Below are 16,250 nucleotides of genomic sequence, written 5' to 3' on the forward strand. Positions count from 1 at the left end.
GCCTTGTTTATTCTTTGATTTTCATAGAGAGAAACTTGAAAAGATAGGAGAAATCCGGTCTTTTTGTGGAGGACAGTAAATGAATTTAAATCAATTAGATATTATTGTTTCAAATGTACCCCAAGTCTGTGCGGAACTGGAGCATATCTTGGATAAAAAGGCAGACTATGTTGATGATGGTTTTGCTCAATTTACGATTGGCAGTCATTGTCTCATGTTATCCCAAAATCATTTGATTCCTTTGGAAGATTTTCAGTCAGGAATCATTCTTCATATCGAGGTTGAGAATGTAGAGCAGAACTACCAACGGTTGAAAGATCTTGGTATCCAGGTTTTGAACGGACCAGCTGTAACAGATTGGGGAACAGAAAGTCTGCTAGTTGAAGGGCCTGCCGGTCTAGTCATTGATTTTTATCGTATGAAATAGGATGCTTAGTCATTTGAAGTTAACCATAATCATTCTTAAAACAGAATATGAGAATATGAACTATTAAAAGATCGGAGTCATCCGGTCTTTTTGTGTTGCATGAAAGCGATAGTTACCTTAGAATAGTATCAGTTTTTCCTAGGATCTTGTAAGACTTTCGGGTTAAAGAAGGGTATAATAGAACTATCAAATCAAGTGAGGTAGAGAGATGACCGACAAACTTCAATTTCCAGATGGTTTCCTTTGGGGCGGGGCAACTGCTGCTAACCAGTGTGAGGGAGCTTATAATGAAGATGGCCGTGGCTTGGCCAATGTGGATGTGGTACCGATTGGGCCTGATCGTCACGCGATTATTACGGGTCAGAAAAAGATGTTCGACTTTGAAGAGGGCTATTTTTACCCTGCTAAAGATGGCATTGATATGTACCATCGCTACAAGGAAGACATTGCTCTCTTTGGAGAAATGGGCTTTAAAACCTATCGCTTGTCCATTGCCTGGTCTCGGATCTTCCCAAAAGGGGATGAATTGGAGCCGAATGAAGCGGGTCTCCAATTTTATGAAGACCTCTTTAAGGAGTGCCACAAGTATGGCATTGAGCCCTTGGTGACCATTACCCACTTTGACTGCCCCATGCATTTGATTACCGAGTATGGAGGTTGGCGTAGTCGCAAGATGTTAGAATACTATGAACGTCTCTGCCGGACCCTCTTCACTCGCTACAAGGGCTTGGTCAACTACTGGCTAACCTTCAATGAAATCAATATGATCCTCCATGCGCCTTTTATGGGAGCGGGTCTCTGCTTCGAGGAAGGGGAGAATGAGGAGCAGGTCAAATACCAGGCAGCCCACCATGAGTTGGTCGCTTCAGCCATTGCCACCAAGCTAGCCCATGAGATTGATCCGAACAACAAGGTCGGCTGTATGTTAGCGGCTGGTCAACATTACCCGCATACCTGTGCTCCGCTAGATGTCTGGGCTGGTCTAGAAGAAGACCGCAAAAACTACTTCTTCATCGATGTGCAGGCGCGTGGGGAATACCCTAATTATGCTAAAAAAGAGTGGGAACGCCAGGGAATCACGGTTGAGATGACTGAGCAGGATCTGCAATTGTTGAAAGACTATACGGTGGACTTTATTTCCTTCTCCTACTATGCCAGTCGGGTCGCTTCGGGCGATCCAGCTGAAAGGGAGAAAACAGCGGGCAATATCTTTGCTTCTCTGAAGAATCCCTACTTAGAAAGCTCAGAATGGGGTTGGCAGATTGACCCTCTTGGTCTCCGCATTACCCTCAATACCATCTGGGATCGTTATCAAAAACCTATGTTTATCGTGGAAAATGGATTAGGGGCAGTGGATACACCTAATGAAGCGGGGGAAATCGAGGATGATTATCGGATTGACTACCTGGCTGCCCACATCAAAGCTATGCGAGATGCTATCCATGAAGACGGCGTCGTCCTCTGGGGATATACGACATGGGGATGTATTGACCTGGTCTCTGCTGGGACAGGAGAAATGAAGAAGCGCTACGGCTTTATCTATGTTGACCGGGACAACGAAGGCAAGGGAACCTTAGCCCGCTCACGTAAGAAATCCTTCTATTGGTACAAAGAAGTCATTGCGACCAATGGGGCTTCTGTTAAATAAAAGTCTCCTCTAGAGCTAAACCATCTTCTGGATGACTCTCTGGCAGCGAACTAAAAAGCTTAGAATTCCAACCACAAGTTGGGGTCCTAAGCTTTTTGTATGTAGCTAAGCCAATTCCTTACTGATTTACTGGTCGTAGTCTAAGACATTGTTTTCGATGACAAACTTAGATTCAGCGGAAATGCTGGCTTCTCCTAGTTGCAACTGCGAACTTCCGTCTGGATTCATGATGTGCCACTGACCGTCCTTGTGGGCAAAGATAGCCTGAAATGTGACGTTATCACTCTTGTGTCGAATAGGTAGAACAAATGCTTGATCAGTATTCTCTAATAGAATCTCTTCTTTTTTTTCAAAGTTATAGATATAAAATTGCCCAGTTCTTTGTCCCAAACCATGAAGTTCATCGACTTTTTGCCAATTCTCAAACTTATTCCGAACAAGGGATTCATTATAAATCTTGTTGAAGGTTTCGTTCCGTTTCTTCGTTTCTTCCTCGTCTAGTGTTTTCTGAAACTCTGCAACCTTTTTAGTCGTTTGAATGGTTTGTCTGTTTTGCTCCCTGATTTGCTGGCGGTGGATGACTCGCATCATTCTTGCAGCAACGCCCAGGATGACGAGGATGGATACAAGGCTGATTTTAGTTTTGGCATTATTTTTCATAGATGATTCTCCCTGTTCTATCATTGGTCCTATTATACCCTTTGAAAGAAAGGATAGTCAAGTTCATCTTGTGATGACCTAACATGCAGATTTGCAGGGGTACTATAGGATCTTATCAGATTTTCATTGACGAAGGTCCCTTTATTTGATAGGCTAGAGGAATAGAAATGATTTGGAGTTCAAAGGAAAAAGGAGTGAGGCAAGTGGCACGAGTTTTATTAATCGAGGATAATAATGATATCCAAGAAATTTTATACAGTCTCTTAAGTGAAGACCATGAGGTTCTTCAGGCTTTTTCAGGTACAGAAGGGCTGCGGCTCTTCCAGCAAGAAGCCATTGATTTGGTCCTACTCGATATCATGCTTCCTGGGAAAAATGGCGATCAGGTTCTGGAGGAGATCCGTTTGCAGAGTCAAGTGCCGGTCATTATGATGACCGCTCTTGGAGACAAACACCTCATTAGCCAGTATCTCCTTGCAGGTGCTAATGATTATATCGTCAAGCCCTTTAATCTGGACGAAGTGGCAGCTCGGGTAACGGTGCAGCTGAGAAATAACAACACTCCGGCACAGGAACCTCAATCATCGAAAAAGCTGACTGTTAAAAATCTGGTCCTGAACCCAGAAACCTTTGAATTGGAGTCCAGAGAACATACGCTTCGCTTGGGCAAAAAAGAATTTCAAATTTTTGAGACCTTACTGGCGCATCCAAAGAAGATTTTTACCAAGGAAGAATTGTATGAAGCGGTCTGGGAAGAAGTTTATCTGCCTGGAGACAATACGCTCAATGCCCAGTTGAGCAACCTCCGAAAGAAAATTGCTCAGCTCGATCCTAATGAGGACTATATTGAAACCGTCTGGGGCTTGGGAGTTCGCTTGAAAGGAGACCAGTAATGTGGGGATTGGTTCTAGTTCTAGTCGTCCTTGTCCTTCTCTTTGGACTGGGTTACCTTCGCCTACTCTCTGCTCTCAAAGATTTGCAAGAGCAAATTCAAAAGAAGCTCCAAAATGGGAGTGGGGTACGGTTGACCTCTCAGGTCTCAAAAAAAGAATTGGTCGCCTTGACCAAGCAGGTCAGTGATCTCTTTGATCAGATCGAGCGGACCAATCGGATTGCCTTTCAAGAGAAGAAAACCTTGGATATGGCCATCAGTAATATTGCTCACGATATTCGGACACCTTTGACCATTGCTTCGGGCTATACCCAACAAATCATCAAGGGTGGGACGCAAGAAGAGGAAAAGCTGAAGAAAATTGCTTCCAATCTTCAAGTCGTCTCCAAACGCTTGGAATCTCTCTTGGAGTACAGACGCTTGATGGAGGGAGCCATCCAGCCTCGGCTTTCAGACGTCAATCTCAGCCAAGTGCTAACCCAACAGTTATTCCAGTATTATGATAGCTTGTCTGAGGCGGGGATTGCGTTAGAGGTAGAGCTTGAAGAACATCTCCATTATGCTACCGATCCTGAGCTTTGGGAGCGCCTCTTGCAAAATATGCTCAGCAATGTCCTCAAGCATGGGAAGGAGCAGGCCCGTCTGACCCTGAACTCGGACGCGGACACGATTCAGGTCGAGCTGCGCAATATTGTGCAACAACCGATTCAGCATTTAGAACAACTGGCTAGTCGCTTCTACTCAGAAAATCTATCGGATACAGAAGAGTCTTCTGGTTTGGGTCTCTACATCATTCAAAATTTTGTAGAGATTTTAGGGGGAGACTTGCAACTGGTAACGGAGGCAGACTGGTTTATCTTGACCATTACACTAAGAAAAAAGGCTTGAGCACTGCTCAAGCCTTTAGATGTAGACAAACTATTATTTTACATTAAAACAGCTAGATACTTTTCAAAAAAAGATTTTTATTTATAGTCATTTAAGAAAATTTATAACTTTTCGCTGTGAGAAAAGTGCCTGAAACACAATAGTTTCAGGCACTCGGGAGTTTTGAGACCTTAGACTCAAAACTAAGTCATGGAACTTCTTTGAAGTTCGTTGACGTCCGTACTCACCTATGGAAAGTTTCTAAAATTACTTTGTCTTCAATCTAAGGCTTGACCGATCGTCAAGCCTTTTTGTTATAAATCTTTGTGTTTAAACGTAGCGAGTCCCAGGAAGCCGAAAACAAGGATGAATCCAAGGGCGATAGAGAGGGTATTGTTCGTTGCTGTCGTACTTTGGACCATGGAATATTGGAATTCCAAGTTTAGATAGTGGAAAATGTCAATGTCTTTAAAGAAGAGCGCAGGAAGGCTTAAGAAGATATTTCCAATGAAGTAGCCAACGAAGGCCAAGGTGATGGATTGGCTGGCGTAAAGGAGGAAGGAAATAATGCTGACCCAAGCCAAGGTGGAGAGGAATTGCATCAGAAGGGTCAGTCCAAAATGAGCCAAGAAGTGCTCAGGAATGGTCCCGATTCCATTGTAGAAGGTCGCGAGCAAGAAGACAAGACCATAAGAAACAAGGAATTGGAAAAGAGCAATGGTCAGGACAACTGCACTTTTGGCAAAGTAGTAGCTGGTGCGCGAAACGCCGTAGGCCAGACTATTCTTGTATAAGTTTTGTGTTAAGTCTGTTCCCAGGACCAAGGTGATGACAATAATGGTAAAGAGAATGGTCACACTGATGCTAGCGGAGTAGTTGGTCAAGGCTTTAAAGCCCGTCCAAACTTCTATCGCTTGGGGTAATTTGGATTCCGTATTGACACCGACGTGACCGGTAGCGCCAAAAATGACTCCAGACAGGATGTTGAGAACGAGAATGGCTTCTGTAATCCAAAAACCTTTGGAGCGAAAAAGTCTATAAAAATCTGCTTGAATGGTATGCAACATGATAAATCTCCTAAATGAAATGTGTGGGATAAGTAATACAAGACGGTGCTTTGACTAGTCTACCAAGTCCGTAAAGAATTTCTCCAAATCTTGACGGGCATAGTAGATTTCGTCCACATCAATATCTGCTTGAACGAGAGCTTTGACAATGACTTTAATATCGTGAGTTTGTCCGAAAATATGGATTTCACCATCCTTATCGATGACCTTGATACGGTGATGGAGTTGATCTTGAACCAGTTGACTCGCAAGGGCTAGCTGGCTGGTCTTGAGGATGATGTAGTCTTCGCCTTGCTCCTCGAATTCAGCCTTGCTAATTTCTTTGATTAGGCGTCCTTGGTCGACAATGCCAAAACGATTGGCAACCAGATAGAGTTCAGAGAGGATGTGACTGGAAATGAGGATGGTCATGCCGAGTTCATCATTGAGACGCTTGATCATCTGACGGAATTCCTTGATTCCGACCGGATCAAGGCCATTGATGGGTTCATCTAGAATGAGGAAGTCGGGCTTGGCAATGAGCGCGATGGCAATTCCCAACCGTTGTTTCATCCCCAGTGAAAAATCACGGAATTTCTTTTTCCCAGTATTATTCAGGCCCACATAGTTCAAAGTTTCTTTGATGACCTGGTCGGGATTCGGAATATGGCGTGCCTTGCAATAGTAGACTAAGTTTTGGTAGGCGGTCATATGCTTGTGAGCCACGGGGCTTTCAATGACGGATCCGACCCGTTTCAGGGCTTGCGTCCACTGGGAGCGATTTGAAGAAGCAAAGAGGGAGACGCTACCGTCAGTTTCTTGAATCAGTTGGGTGATGACCTTGATGAGGGTGGTTTTCCCAGCTCCGTTCTTACCGATGAGGCCGTAGACATCACCTTTGCGAATAGTCACATTCACATCATTTAAGGCGTATTGTTGACCAAATTTTTTACTCAAATGGGAAATTTCTAATACTTTTTCCATGGTTTTCTCCTTCGTCCAAATGACTAGTTGTTTTCTTTACACTCTTAGTATACAGCTTGCTTTTCAAATAACTATCAAGCAATTCTCAAATATTTCTAAAAAAACGACTAACCTTTTAAAAGTTAGTCGTTACTTGTAGTTTAAGTTTTCTAGAGGCTTTCCTTAAGTGAGGACGGACGTCAGCGAACTTCGAAGAAGTTCCATGACTTAGTTTTGAACCTAAAGTTTCAAAACTCCCGAGTCCTTGAAATATCACTATTTCAAGGACTTTTCTCACGGCGGGAAGCCTCAAGGTATTCATGAGTAACTTTAGAAAATAAACATTTCTTTAAAGTTCTTGATTTTTTTAGTTATATAACATGAAAAATACTTTATCTACATTGAGAGGAACTGTTTTTTAAGCTAGCCTCGTCATTTTTAAATTCACCAACAAACTCCTTGATGGCTTGCGCGAGTTCATAGGGTTTCTCTGTATTGAGTAGATGGCCTCCGTCTGCGATTTCTTGATAGCGACCTTTGGGCAGGAGTTTTGCCAACTTCTTAGAAGAAGACTGATTGGCCCAATCTTTGCTACCACAAATCACCAAGCTAGGAAGAGGGCAAGCTTTAGCAGTATCGGTTAGATTGAGCCCTTTTAATTCGGTCAAGATTTGAAGCATCTGTTGTTTATTGGCATCTTGCCTTTCAAAGACATGCTTGGGAAGCAAACGAAAGAGGAGGATCTGGAGCCTGTAGAGGGGATTGGTGGTGAGTTTATATTGTGTTCCTGCAAGGACCAAGCCCTTGAGTTGTGGGAAGTCTTGGCTGGAGAGATCAAGAGCGAGGACACCACCTAGTGAGAGGCCTACCAGAATAAAGGGTTCACTCTCTTGCTGGAGGCGTTCCATCAGCCTTGCTTTGACCTCCTGATAGCTTTCGCTTGGATGAGAGAAAATATCAAAAGTTTTGGAGTGAATGGGTGAAAGGGCATATTGGACTCCTTGCCAAGAGAGGACATCCTGCCCTAGTCCATGTAAAAAAATCAGTTTCATTAGGAATCCTTTCTTTGAAAATCGAGTTCGTAGAGACCACGAAGGGCATTGCAGGCATAGACTCTGTCAGCAAGTTCTAAATCGTTCAGCGTCAAGATTTTTTCTTCAACCTGCTGGGTCTCAAGAAGATGACGCCGGTAGATGCCATCTAATAATGGGAGGTGAGCTGGTGGGGTATAGAGCTTGCCTTTGATCTCTAGGATGAGATTGCCAATGGTTGTTTCTAACAAACTGCCATCAGGTAGATAGAAGATCTGCTCGTGATGGTTAGCTGCTAGATGATTTCGCTGACTCGTTTTGAAATAAGTAAATGGCGTCGCTAAATCAAGCTTCTGCTCTGTCAGTTGGGCCTGTAGATAGCTAGCTGGCAAGTCGGTTAGCTCCGTGATCGTCAGTTGGAAGCTTCCGTTTTTCTGCAAGGCTATGCGACAGCGGTAGTCAAGGCTAGGATCTACATGAACGAGTTGTTCTTGAAGTTCGTTCAGGAGTTTTGGCTCATTATAAGGATAGGCAAAGTAGCGACTAGATTCTCTCAAGCGTGTTACATGTTGGTCTAAGAAAGTCAACTCTCCTTGGTGGATGCGGCCAGTCGTCAAAAGCTCAAATCGAGGCTCTTGCCGGTAAAGAACCGCCGATTTTTGCTTGGTTTCCTGGTATTCACCTTCCCATTTACTGTCCCAAGTGATGCCTCCTCCCACGCCATAGATGGCTTGATCCCCCTGCATTTGAAGGGTCCGGATGGCAACATTAAAAATCCGTTTCCCTTTTGGAAGAAGGATGCCGATCGTTCCACAGTAGACACCTCGAGGAGCCTTCTCCGTCTTTTGGATGATTTCCATAGTGGAGATCTTCGGTGCTCCTGTAATCGAGCCACAAGGAAAGAGAGCTCGGAAGGTTTGGACCAGGTCGATCTCAGATCGCAAGCGACTTTCAATGGTCGAGGTCATCTGCCAAACAGTGGAGTATTGCTCAACTTGGCAAAGATGGGTCACCTGCTCACTTCCAATCTCCGAAATCCGGTTCATGTCATTGCGGAGGAGGTCGACGATCATCATGTTTTCTGCTCGATTTTTCGGATCGGCTTCTAGCCAAGCAGCCTCCTGAAGATCCTTTTGGTTAGTGAGACCACGGCGCGTCGTTCCCTTCATCGGGCGCGTGGTCAGTAGCCGGTCGTCTTGCTCAAAAAAGAGCTCAGGACTGATAGAGAGGATGGAGACATCATCGTGCTGGATGAAGGCATTGTAATGGGCCTTCTGCTCTACCACTAAGCGGTTGTAGATGGCCAAAGGGTCAGACTTTAGCTCTTGAGAAAGCTGGACAGTGTAGTTGACCTGGTAGGTATCTCCTTGGCGAATATGGTGATGGATGGTCTCGATAGCTTCTTGATAAGCAGGTGCCTCTACCTCTTCCTTCCAATTGGCTGGAAGATCCACTGCCCCATAGTCCTCTGGAAAAGGAAGGGTTTCGACCTCCTTGTGGATAGTAAAATAGAGGAGATACTCTCCCATAAGAGGGGCTGGATGGATAGAAAACTTCTTCTCAAAAGCAGGAGCAGCCTCATAGCTGACATAGCCAACCGCATAAAAGCCTTGCTCCTGGTAGGCTTCGACTTCTCTAAGAAGAGCCTCTACTTGGTCGAGGTTTCTAGTTTTTACTTCCTTTATGGGCTTGGTGAAAAGGTGGCGCAATCCAAGCTCTTTAAAATCAATGATGGTTTGTTTATGCATGCTTTGAGTATATCAAAAATAGAGGAAAAAAGGTAGATAAGGATGTAAGATTCCTTGCTTGGCCTTCCCTTTCATGCTAAAATAACCATAGAAACTGCTTTGGGCAAGGAGTAGGACCATGCAAAAGAATCCCCTCTATAACACCTCTAGTATCAGCTTTTTTCAATACCTCTTTGCGATTGCAGTGATTTTGGTGCATAGTGGTCGCTTGACCTCCTATGAGCCACTGCATTTTGGTCTTAAGAGTATGCTCGGCCGGCTAGCGGTGCCATTTTTTATCGTCTGTGCCAGCTTTTTCCTCAAGCAATCCCTAGGGAATTCTAAGAAAATGAAGGCCTATCTGGTCAAAATCGTAAAAACCTATTTGTTTTGGAGTTTCGTTTACCTCCCTTATGCCTGGCTCTTTTTCTCTAGTCTCCATCTTCCTGTTTATCTCTTTCCAGCAGGTGTTCTCATTGCACTGATCTATCTGGGAATGTGCTACCAACTCTGGTATATCCCGGCCTTTTTGCTAGGCTTGTTTTTAGTCAATCAATTGGTCAAACGCCTAGGCATGGTTTGGACGGGGTTGATCACCTTGCTCCTCTATTGCTGGGGCTTGATCGAGACCTATTCGGCTTATCTGGATACCACAAGTCTTCTTAAGGGTTACCAGCTCTACAGCAATTTATTTTTCACAGCTCGAAATGGTCTCTTTTACACGCCCATTTTTATCTATATGGGTTACTATCTATATGATCATTTTCATGCACAAACTTTTAGAATTCACCGTTGGCAAAAGCTAGCCCTTGCCTTTGGTTTGCTCTGCCTCGAAGGCATCATCATTTTTCAACACGAAGGAATTGATAAGAACTTTTTCTTTCTCCTTCCCTTTGTGACCGTTTATTTTGTCAATGCCTGCCTGCGATCGTCCTTTTTGAAAAGCTATGATTTACAGTATTTGAAACAGATGAGTATGGCCCTTTACTTTTCGCATCCGATCTTTATTGAGTTGGTGCGCTATGGCTTTAGGACTCTCCCTCTTTCTTATCCAGACAGGGGCAAGCTGATTTTTGTAACGGCTTTGTTTGGCAGTCATCTCTTTGGGCTGGCCATGCTGTGGGTACGAGATAGAAGGGAAAAACAAAAGATTTTTTCAAATGGTGAAGAGTTAGATGAAATAACCAACCAATAGTAGGGTGTACAAACCTCAAACGGCTTGTTTGAGGTTTTTTGTATGGAAAAATTAAGGGGGAATAAGGATTGGTAGGTCTACTCTGCCTCATTTATAGATGTTTTATTTTCTTGCCCTTGGATGGAAGGAAGGGGAAATCATTACCAGATAGTGACTTATAATATAGACATTAATGCAAATAATGTCTATATTATTAAATACTTATTATTTAATTTGAAAAGCAAAGGATATTCTAAAAAATAAGTGATAAAATTAAAGGAAGGGCCTTTTTGGGAGGCTAACAAAAGTAGAGGAGATAAAACATGAAAAAGCTTAGTTCATTATGGAAAACCTTTTTGAAAAAAGGTTTTGCCATTTTAACGATTTTCATGATGCTAGGCCAGCTTGGTCAAGGGGCTATCACAGCCTTTGCCAATGAGCTAGCAGTCGGGGATAATGGGGCTTTGGATGTTACCCTTATGTATGGGGATAAACAGAACCATCCAGATGGGATGTCCTATTACACGGGGGCGACCATGTCTGGTTATATCCAGATCACCCCTAAGAATTTAACAACGGACATCAATGATGTTACTATTACTTTGAAGGTGCCTGGAAAGTACCTCAGTGAGGTCAGTATCCCTGAGTTTACTAGTGCATCGCAACACGATAAACCATCCGTTACGAAAGTCGGAGATGATTATCAAGTTACGCTTCACTTCACGAATTACCAAAAATCTGAGGTCTTGACCTTGCCGTTTATCGGGAAGTTCCATCGAGGATACCCACCGACCAACTATTCATTGGACATCACGGGTACCTTAAATATCAATGGGCAAGAAACCAAGCTCAATGATATTATTTGGAAACCTAAGTACAACGACTACCGTTTGACCAAGTATATCAATCAAAACTTGAACGAAGCCATGTCCAAGGACTATGCGGAAGCCATGCCTGGAGTGGTCAAAGGGGCTGATGGGAAAAATTATATTGAAACCCCATCATCTGTTCCATTTGCATTTCAATTGGAGGGAATGCAAGGACAGTATGAAGGTCAATACCGTCAATTGGAGTCAGCAACCATCACTGATAAGTTGCCGACCTATACAGATAAAAATGGCAATACCCGGACAGCTGTTTTAGATACAGCTAAGTCTGAAGGTTGGGTAGACAACGGAGATGGAACGGTTTCGAAGACCTTCACAGCCGTACCAAATAATGATCCAGCAACGTATCACATAGATCTGATGATTCAAATCAAGAATACAAGTTACCTCTACTTGAAATTCCCGGATTTGGTATTAGAGAAGGATCAAACGCTGAAGGATGTTCTCAGTAAGGATTTGACAAATACAGGTAGTGTTGTTGGGATCCCTGCTAACCGTGGAGAGGGAGAACCGGATATTACAGCTGAAGATTCTCTTATTTTCCGCTTGACCTCTCGTGACCTGGAAGGGGCTGGAAGTTTTGCCAAAAAAGCAGATGGTGATGTCTATGATTCAACTGAATACAAGGCAGCAAACTATAAGTGGATCATCGCTTTTGATAACAAAACTCCTTCGACACAAAAGAATTTTGTTTTCTATGATGAGACAGTGGACTCTCGGTTAAAATTCACCAAGATTGATTACGCTCGTCTCATGCAAGGAAATTATGGGAATGGCGAACTCGTTAGCAAATACGTGAAACGCTTGATCCTTACTTTGGACGATGGTAGTAAAAAAGAAATTCAGCCAGAAACAGACAAAGATGGCAATGGCTTGATTGATTTAACCAAGTATGGAACCGTTGTCGGTTGGCGGATGGAAATGAAGGATGATTTTGTCCTAAAATCTGGTCAAGGAATTCGCCTCAATACCTATACAAGCTTCAAAGATCCAGAAAAGACTCGTTACGATGAAAATGATGCGACCAAGAATGAATTCAAGAATACAGGTCGTGTCACTTATCAAACACAATCAAATATTGCTAAAGACCAAACATCAGATTGGACCTTTAAGCTGATTCCTTTGAAGGAAAGCTTTGAGATTTCAAAAACGACGGATTACAATGATGTTCGTTATACTGATGGACAAAATATTCGTTTTGGTTTGATGGCAACCAAAGTAGTTTTAGATCCTGATAAGGATTATGGAGACCTGCGAATCATTGATCTTTATGATCCAAATACCCTTAAAGTCGACTATAAAGATTTTGAGAGAAACCTTGCCTCTAATGAAAAAGGTATGAAATTCTTAAAGAGCTACGATGTCATTGAAAACTACCACAATTCTGGACGGACAGCTCTCATCATGCATTTGGATCAAAAAGAGTTTATTAAAGCTTCTCTTCAAGATCTTAATCGCGTGCGTCTACCATTTATCGTGGCCGATCTGAAAGGGAAAGACGATGGTGGGACCTTCACCAATAAAGTTTATGTCGCTGGAAATGGGATCCACGATCTTGAAAATGCCAACCCTGATCGGGTCACGGAAGATGTGTATGATCTGAACGGAAATGGTTCAACAACGGATAAAATTCCATATGCTGAATCAAACTATACGATTGTTGCTGCTGAAGGAATCTATGCACGCAAATATATCGCTAAAAATGATGACCTGTCAGATGCTTCGATTGTGACACGTACCTTCAAACCAGGTGAAACCTTTAACTACAAACTCACCATTAAAAATAATACGGATAAGGCAGTAGAAGACGGAGTCGTCTATGATGTCCTACCAAAAGTAAAAGACGTTAACACACTAGACGGATCTGGTCGGATGACAGAATACACGGTCAGCCTTCGTGGACCAGTGACAGCTCCAGAAGGATGGACGGTCTACTATACAACTGATACAGGCGTTACGACAGATACCATGGCGCAAGCTGCTGACAAAGATATCTGGACAACAGCTGTGGCTGATTACAGTCAAGTAACAGGAATCAAGTTAGTTGCAAATGCTGGTACTACGATTCCTGCGCGTGGTGAAGCCAGCTTTGGTGTCCCAGTTGTGAATCCAAGTGAATTGACAGATGAAGTCAAAGCTTTGATGCAAGAACGTACCAAAGATAACGAAGACAACGGCGGTCGTTCCGGTGTTGTAAAGGCACATAACCAATTTGGTTACAAGGCCAAAGGTCACGAAGGAAATCGTGAGTCCAATACCGTATCTGTACAAATCTTCTCAGCTGCTTTCCAAGTCAAGAAAGTGGATAAGGACAATCCGAAGAAAGTCCTTGAAGGTGCTGAATTTACCTTAACAGATGCAAATGGTGCTGTTGTTGCGACAGCAACTTCTGATAAGAATGGAGAACTCTCCTTTAACACCTTAACAGAAGGAACCTATACGCTCAAAGAAACCAAAGCACCTGAAAACTACAAGTTGGATGAAACAGAGCATGCAGTGGTTGTTACCTACGATGCGGACAAGCAAATCTACCACGTTACAGTGGATGGAAAATCAGTCGGCTCAAAAGCAGTCCCAGTTGAGATTGCTGATGAAGCAGATATCAAGTATATCGATCTTGAAGCTTCAAAAGTTTGGGATGACCAAGACAACCAAGAAGGGCTTCGACCAGCAAGTGTGGAATTCCAACTTTACAAGAATGGCAAAGCTCAAGGAAAACCAGTCACGGTTTCAGCAGCAACAGACTGGAAAGCTCACTTTACGAATCTTCCAGACAAAGACAGTGATGGCAAGCTCATTACCTACACTGTTAAAGAAGTGAAAGTTCCGACTCATTATACGGTCGATACAGAGGAAGCCAGCTTCACAGATGGAAAAGCCACTATCACCAACAAGCGCACTCCTGAGACAACGACGGTTACAGTCAAGAAAGTCTGGGATGATGCTCAAAACCAAGATGGTCTTCGCCCATCTACCATCAAAGTTCACCTCTTGGCAAATGGAACAGAGGTGCAAGCTCTTGATCTGACTGGTGAAGGAGATGAATGGACTCATACCTTCACAGACCTACCCGTCTATAAAGATGGTCAAAAAGTTGTCTACACAGTGACAGAAGACAAAGTGGACAATTACACCACTAAGATTGATGGAACTACGATTACCAATACTTACAAACCAGGTAAGACAAGCCTTACTGTTACGAAAAACTGGAAGGATGCCAATAACCAAGATGGCCTTCGTCCAAAAACAATCAAGGTTCAATTGTATGCTGGTGATCAAAAGGTTGGTAAGGCGGTTGAATTGTCAGCAGATAACAAATGGACCCATACCTTCTCAAATCTAGACGAGAAGAAAGCTGGCCAAGTTATCAACTATACAGTCAAAGAAATCGATGTTCCAGAAGGCTACACACAAGCTGTCGAAGCAACTAACCCAGGTCAAGTAGTCGTGACCAACACGCACGAACCAGAAAAGACCAAAGTAGAAGTGAGCAAGAAGTGGGAAGATGGAGACAACCAAGATGGTCTTCGTCCAGCCAGCATTCAAGTTCAATTGTACAAAGATGGCCTTGCGACTGATCAAGTGCTAGAACTTTCAGCCGCAAATGACTGGAAAGGTGCATTTGAAAACCTTGATGCCAAGGCAGCTGGGAAAGCCATTGCATATACAGTCAAAGAAGTGACTGTCCCAGATGGTTACAAAGTGACGGTCAATGATAAGGACAAGGCCAATGTCGTCTTGACCAACACGCATGAACCAGCTCTCACAGAGATGAAAGTTACTAAGAAGTGGGAAGATGCCAATGACCAAGACGGTCTTCGTCCAAAATCCATTAAGGTTCAACTCTATGCTGGTGATGAAAAAGTGGGAGATCCAGTTGAGTTGTCAGCAGACAATCAGTGGACTCATACCTTTAGTAAATTAGCTGAAAAGAAAGCCGGTCAAGCTATCAGCTACCGTGTGGAAGAAGTCGCTGTTCCTGAAGGCTACCAAGTCACTGCTGATACCTCTGATGCTGCTCACACGATCTTGACCAATACGCATACTCCTGCGGTGATCGATATTCCAGTGACCAAGATCTGGAATGACCAAGACAATCAAGATGGTCTTCGTCCAGCAAGTATCGTGGTGAATCTTCTTGCCAATGGTGAAAAAGTTGCTCAAAAAGAACTGACCAATGCGACAGATTGGAAAGAAAGCTTCACAGGTCTACCAAAATTCAAGGATGGAAAAGAAATCGTCTATACTCTTCAAGAAGAGAAGGTAGCTGAATATACGACTACAATTGATCAGGCTGCTTATACCATTACCAATACCCATGCACCTGGTAAGACAAGTGTCACGGTCACTAAGAAGTGGGATGATGAGAATGACAAGGATGGAATTCGTCCGAAGAGTATTCGCGTTCAACTCTATGCCAATGATCAAAAAGTCGGTCAAGAAGTAGAATTGTCAGCTGAAAACAAGTGGACCCATACCTTTGCAGATTTAGATGAAAAAGCAAATGGAAACACCATCACTTATACAGTGAGAGAAGTCAGTGTTCCAAAGGGCTATGAAGCTCGTAACGACGAGGATGGTAAAGGAAATGTTATGATTACCAACAAGCATGTTCCAAAAGAAACTCCAAAACAACCAACTCCTCCAAGTTCATCTGAACCAAAGAAACCGGGTCAACCTGAACCTAAAAAACCAAGCCAACCAGAGCCGAAGAAACCAGGCAAAATCTTAGGATTCTTACCAAATACGGGTACGACGATCTCCATTATTAGCCTTGTTTTAGCCTTTGTTTTGGCAAGCATAGCAGTTTATATTTTGAAGAAAAAGAAAAAATAAGCTAGTGCTTCCTCTATAAAATGAAACAAACACCAGAAAAAGTGTTTGTTCATATTGAAGACAAAGTCATCTTAGAAACTTTCCTCTGTGAG

11 protein-coding genes are annotated in these 16,250 nt (G+C 43.2%); 6 read left to right on the top strand and 5 right to left on the bottom strand.

Annotation, left to right across the window (positions count from 1 at the left end):
* The first annotated feature begins 79 nt into the window (after positions 1-79).
* Together ACVC7Q_RS06770 and ACVC7Q_RS06775 are read left to right on the top strand one after the other, a co-directional pair.
* Positions 80-427 (top strand): VOC family protein, encoded by a 348-nt coding sequence (locus tag ACVC7Q_RS06770; RefSeq protein ID WP_447265305.1) that lies wholly within the window; start codon positions 80-82, stop codon positions 425-427.
* A gap of 208 nt (positions 428-635) precedes the next feature.
* Complete coding sequence (locus ACVC7Q_RS06775) at positions 636-2,075, top strand: 6-phospho-beta-glucosidase (RefSeq protein WP_447265306.1); 1,440 nt, start codon at positions 636-638, stop codon at positions 2,073-2,075.
* A 126-nt stretch (positions 2,076-2,201) separates the two neighbouring features.
* On the opposite strand, the gene ACVC7Q_RS06780 is transcribed toward ACVC7Q_RS06775, so the two are convergent.
* A complete protein-coding gene (locus ACVC7Q_RS06780; protein ID WP_447265307.1) occupies positions 2,202-2,735 on the bottom strand; it encodes a hypothetical protein in 534 nt (177 codons plus the stop codon).
* Positions 2,736-2,938: 203 nt separating this feature from the next.
* On the opposite strand from ACVC7Q_RS06780, the gene ACVC7Q_RS06785 reads away from it, so the two are divergent.
* Both ACVC7Q_RS06785 and ACVC7Q_RS06790 read left to right on the top strand, forming a co-directional pair.
* Positions 2,939-3,628, top strand: a complete 690-nt coding sequence (locus tag ACVC7Q_RS06785) for a response regulator transcription factor (RefSeq protein WP_447265308.1) — start codon at positions 2,939-2,941, stop codon at positions 3,626-3,628.
* Positions 3,628-4,515 carry a sensor histidine kinase gene (locus tag ACVC7Q_RS06790; RefSeq protein ID WP_447265309.1) on the top strand — a complete coding sequence of 296 codons (888 nt, stop codon included), beginning with the start codon at positions 3,628-3,630 and terminating at the stop codon, positions 4,513-4,515. The genes ACVC7Q_RS06785 and ACVC7Q_RS06790 overlap by 1 nt, the downstream gene beginning before the upstream one ends.
* A 293-nt stretch (positions 4,516-4,808) precedes the next feature.
* Here ACVC7Q_RS06790 and ACVC7Q_RS06795 read toward each other — a convergent pair whose 3' ends face one another.
* From ACVC7Q_RS06795 to pabB, 4 genes are all read right to left on the bottom strand, one after another.
* Entirely contained in the window at positions 4,809-5,561 is a 753-nt protein-coding gene (locus ACVC7Q_RS06795) for an ABC transporter permease (RefSeq protein WP_447265310.1), read from the bottom strand.
* 54 nt (positions 5,562-5,615) lie between these two features.
* A complete protein-coding gene (locus ACVC7Q_RS06800) occupies positions 5,616-6,524 on the bottom strand; it encodes an ABC transporter ATP-binding protein (RefSeq protein ID WP_447265311.1) in 909 nt (302 codons plus the stop codon).
* Positions 6,525-6,895: 371 nt separating this feature from the next.
* The gene (locus tag ACVC7Q_RS06805; RefSeq protein ID WP_447265312.1) at positions 6,896-7,555 is read right to left on the bottom strand and encodes an alpha/beta fold hydrolase; all 660 of its coding nucleotides are present in this window, start codon (positions 7,553-7,555) and stop codon (positions 6,896-6,898) included.
* Positions 7,555-9,282 carry an aminodeoxychorismate synthase component I gene (gene pabB, locus ACVC7Q_RS06810; RefSeq protein ID WP_447265313.1) on the bottom strand — a complete coding sequence of 576 codons (1,728 nt, stop codon included), beginning with the start codon at positions 9,280-9,282 and terminating at the stop codon, positions 7,555-7,557. Before pabB ends, ACVC7Q_RS06805 begins: the two co-directional genes overlap by 1 nt.
* Before the next feature lie 118 nt (positions 9,283-9,400).
* On the opposite strand from pabB, the gene ACVC7Q_RS06815 reads away from it, so the two are divergent.
* Together ACVC7Q_RS06815 and ACVC7Q_RS06820 are read left to right on the top strand one after the other, a co-directional pair.
* Complete coding sequence (locus ACVC7Q_RS06815) at positions 9,401-10,456, top strand: acyltransferase family protein (protein WP_447265314.1); 1,056 nt, start codon at positions 9,401-9,403, stop codon at positions 10,454-10,456.
* A gap of 302 nt (positions 10,457-10,758) precedes the next feature.
* Positions 10,759-16,158 carry a Cna B-type domain-containing protein gene (locus ACVC7Q_RS06820; RefSeq protein WP_447265315.1) on the top strand — a complete coding sequence of 1,800 codons (5,400 nt, stop codon included), beginning with the start codon at positions 10,759-10,761 and terminating at the stop codon, positions 16,156-16,158.
* Positions 16,159-16,250: the final 92 nt, after the last annotated feature.

Source organism: Streptococcus sp. W151 (assembly GCF_053010205.1).

Excerpts from the sequence above, each read along its gene's own strand:
- ACVC7Q_RS06770 (WP_447265305.1), top strand. The coding sequence starts at position 80 with ATGAATTTAAATCAATTAGATATTATTGTTTCAAATGTACCCCAAGTC.
- ACVC7Q_RS06775 (WP_447265306.1), top strand. The coding sequence starts at position 636 with ATGACCGACAAACTTCAATTTCCAGATGGTTTCCTTTGGGGCGGGGCA.
- ACVC7Q_RS06780 (WP_447265307.1), bottom strand. The coding sequence starts at position 2,735 with ATGAAAAATAATGCCAAAACTAAAATCAGCCTTGTATCCATCCTCGTC.
- ACVC7Q_RS06790 (WP_447265309.1), top strand. The coding sequence starts at position 3,628 with ATGTGGGGATTGGTTCTAGTTCTAGTCGTCCTTGTCCTTCTCTTTGGA.
- ACVC7Q_RS06795 (WP_447265310.1), bottom strand. The coding sequence starts at position 5,561 with ATGTTGCATACCATTCAAGCAGATTTTTATAGACTTTTTCGCTCCAAA.
- ACVC7Q_RS06800 (WP_447265311.1), bottom strand. The coding sequence starts at position 6,524 with ATGGAAAAAGTATTAGAAATTTCCCATTTGAGTAAAAAATTTGGTCAA.
- ACVC7Q_RS06805 (WP_447265312.1), bottom strand. The coding sequence starts at position 7,555 with ATGAAACTGATTTTTTTACATGGACTAGGGCAGGATGTCCTCTCTTGG.
- pabB (WP_447265313.1), bottom strand. The coding sequence starts at position 9,282 with ATGCATAAACAAACCATCATTGATTTTAAAGAGCTTGGATTGCGCCAC.
- ACVC7Q_RS06815 (WP_447265314.1), top strand. The coding sequence starts at position 9,401 with ATGCAAAAGAATCCCCTCTATAACACCTCTAGTATCAGCTTTTTTCAA.
- ACVC7Q_RS06820 (WP_447265315.1), top strand. The coding sequence starts at position 10,759 with ATGAAAAAGCTTAGTTCATTATGGAAAACCTTTTTGAAAAAAGGTTTT.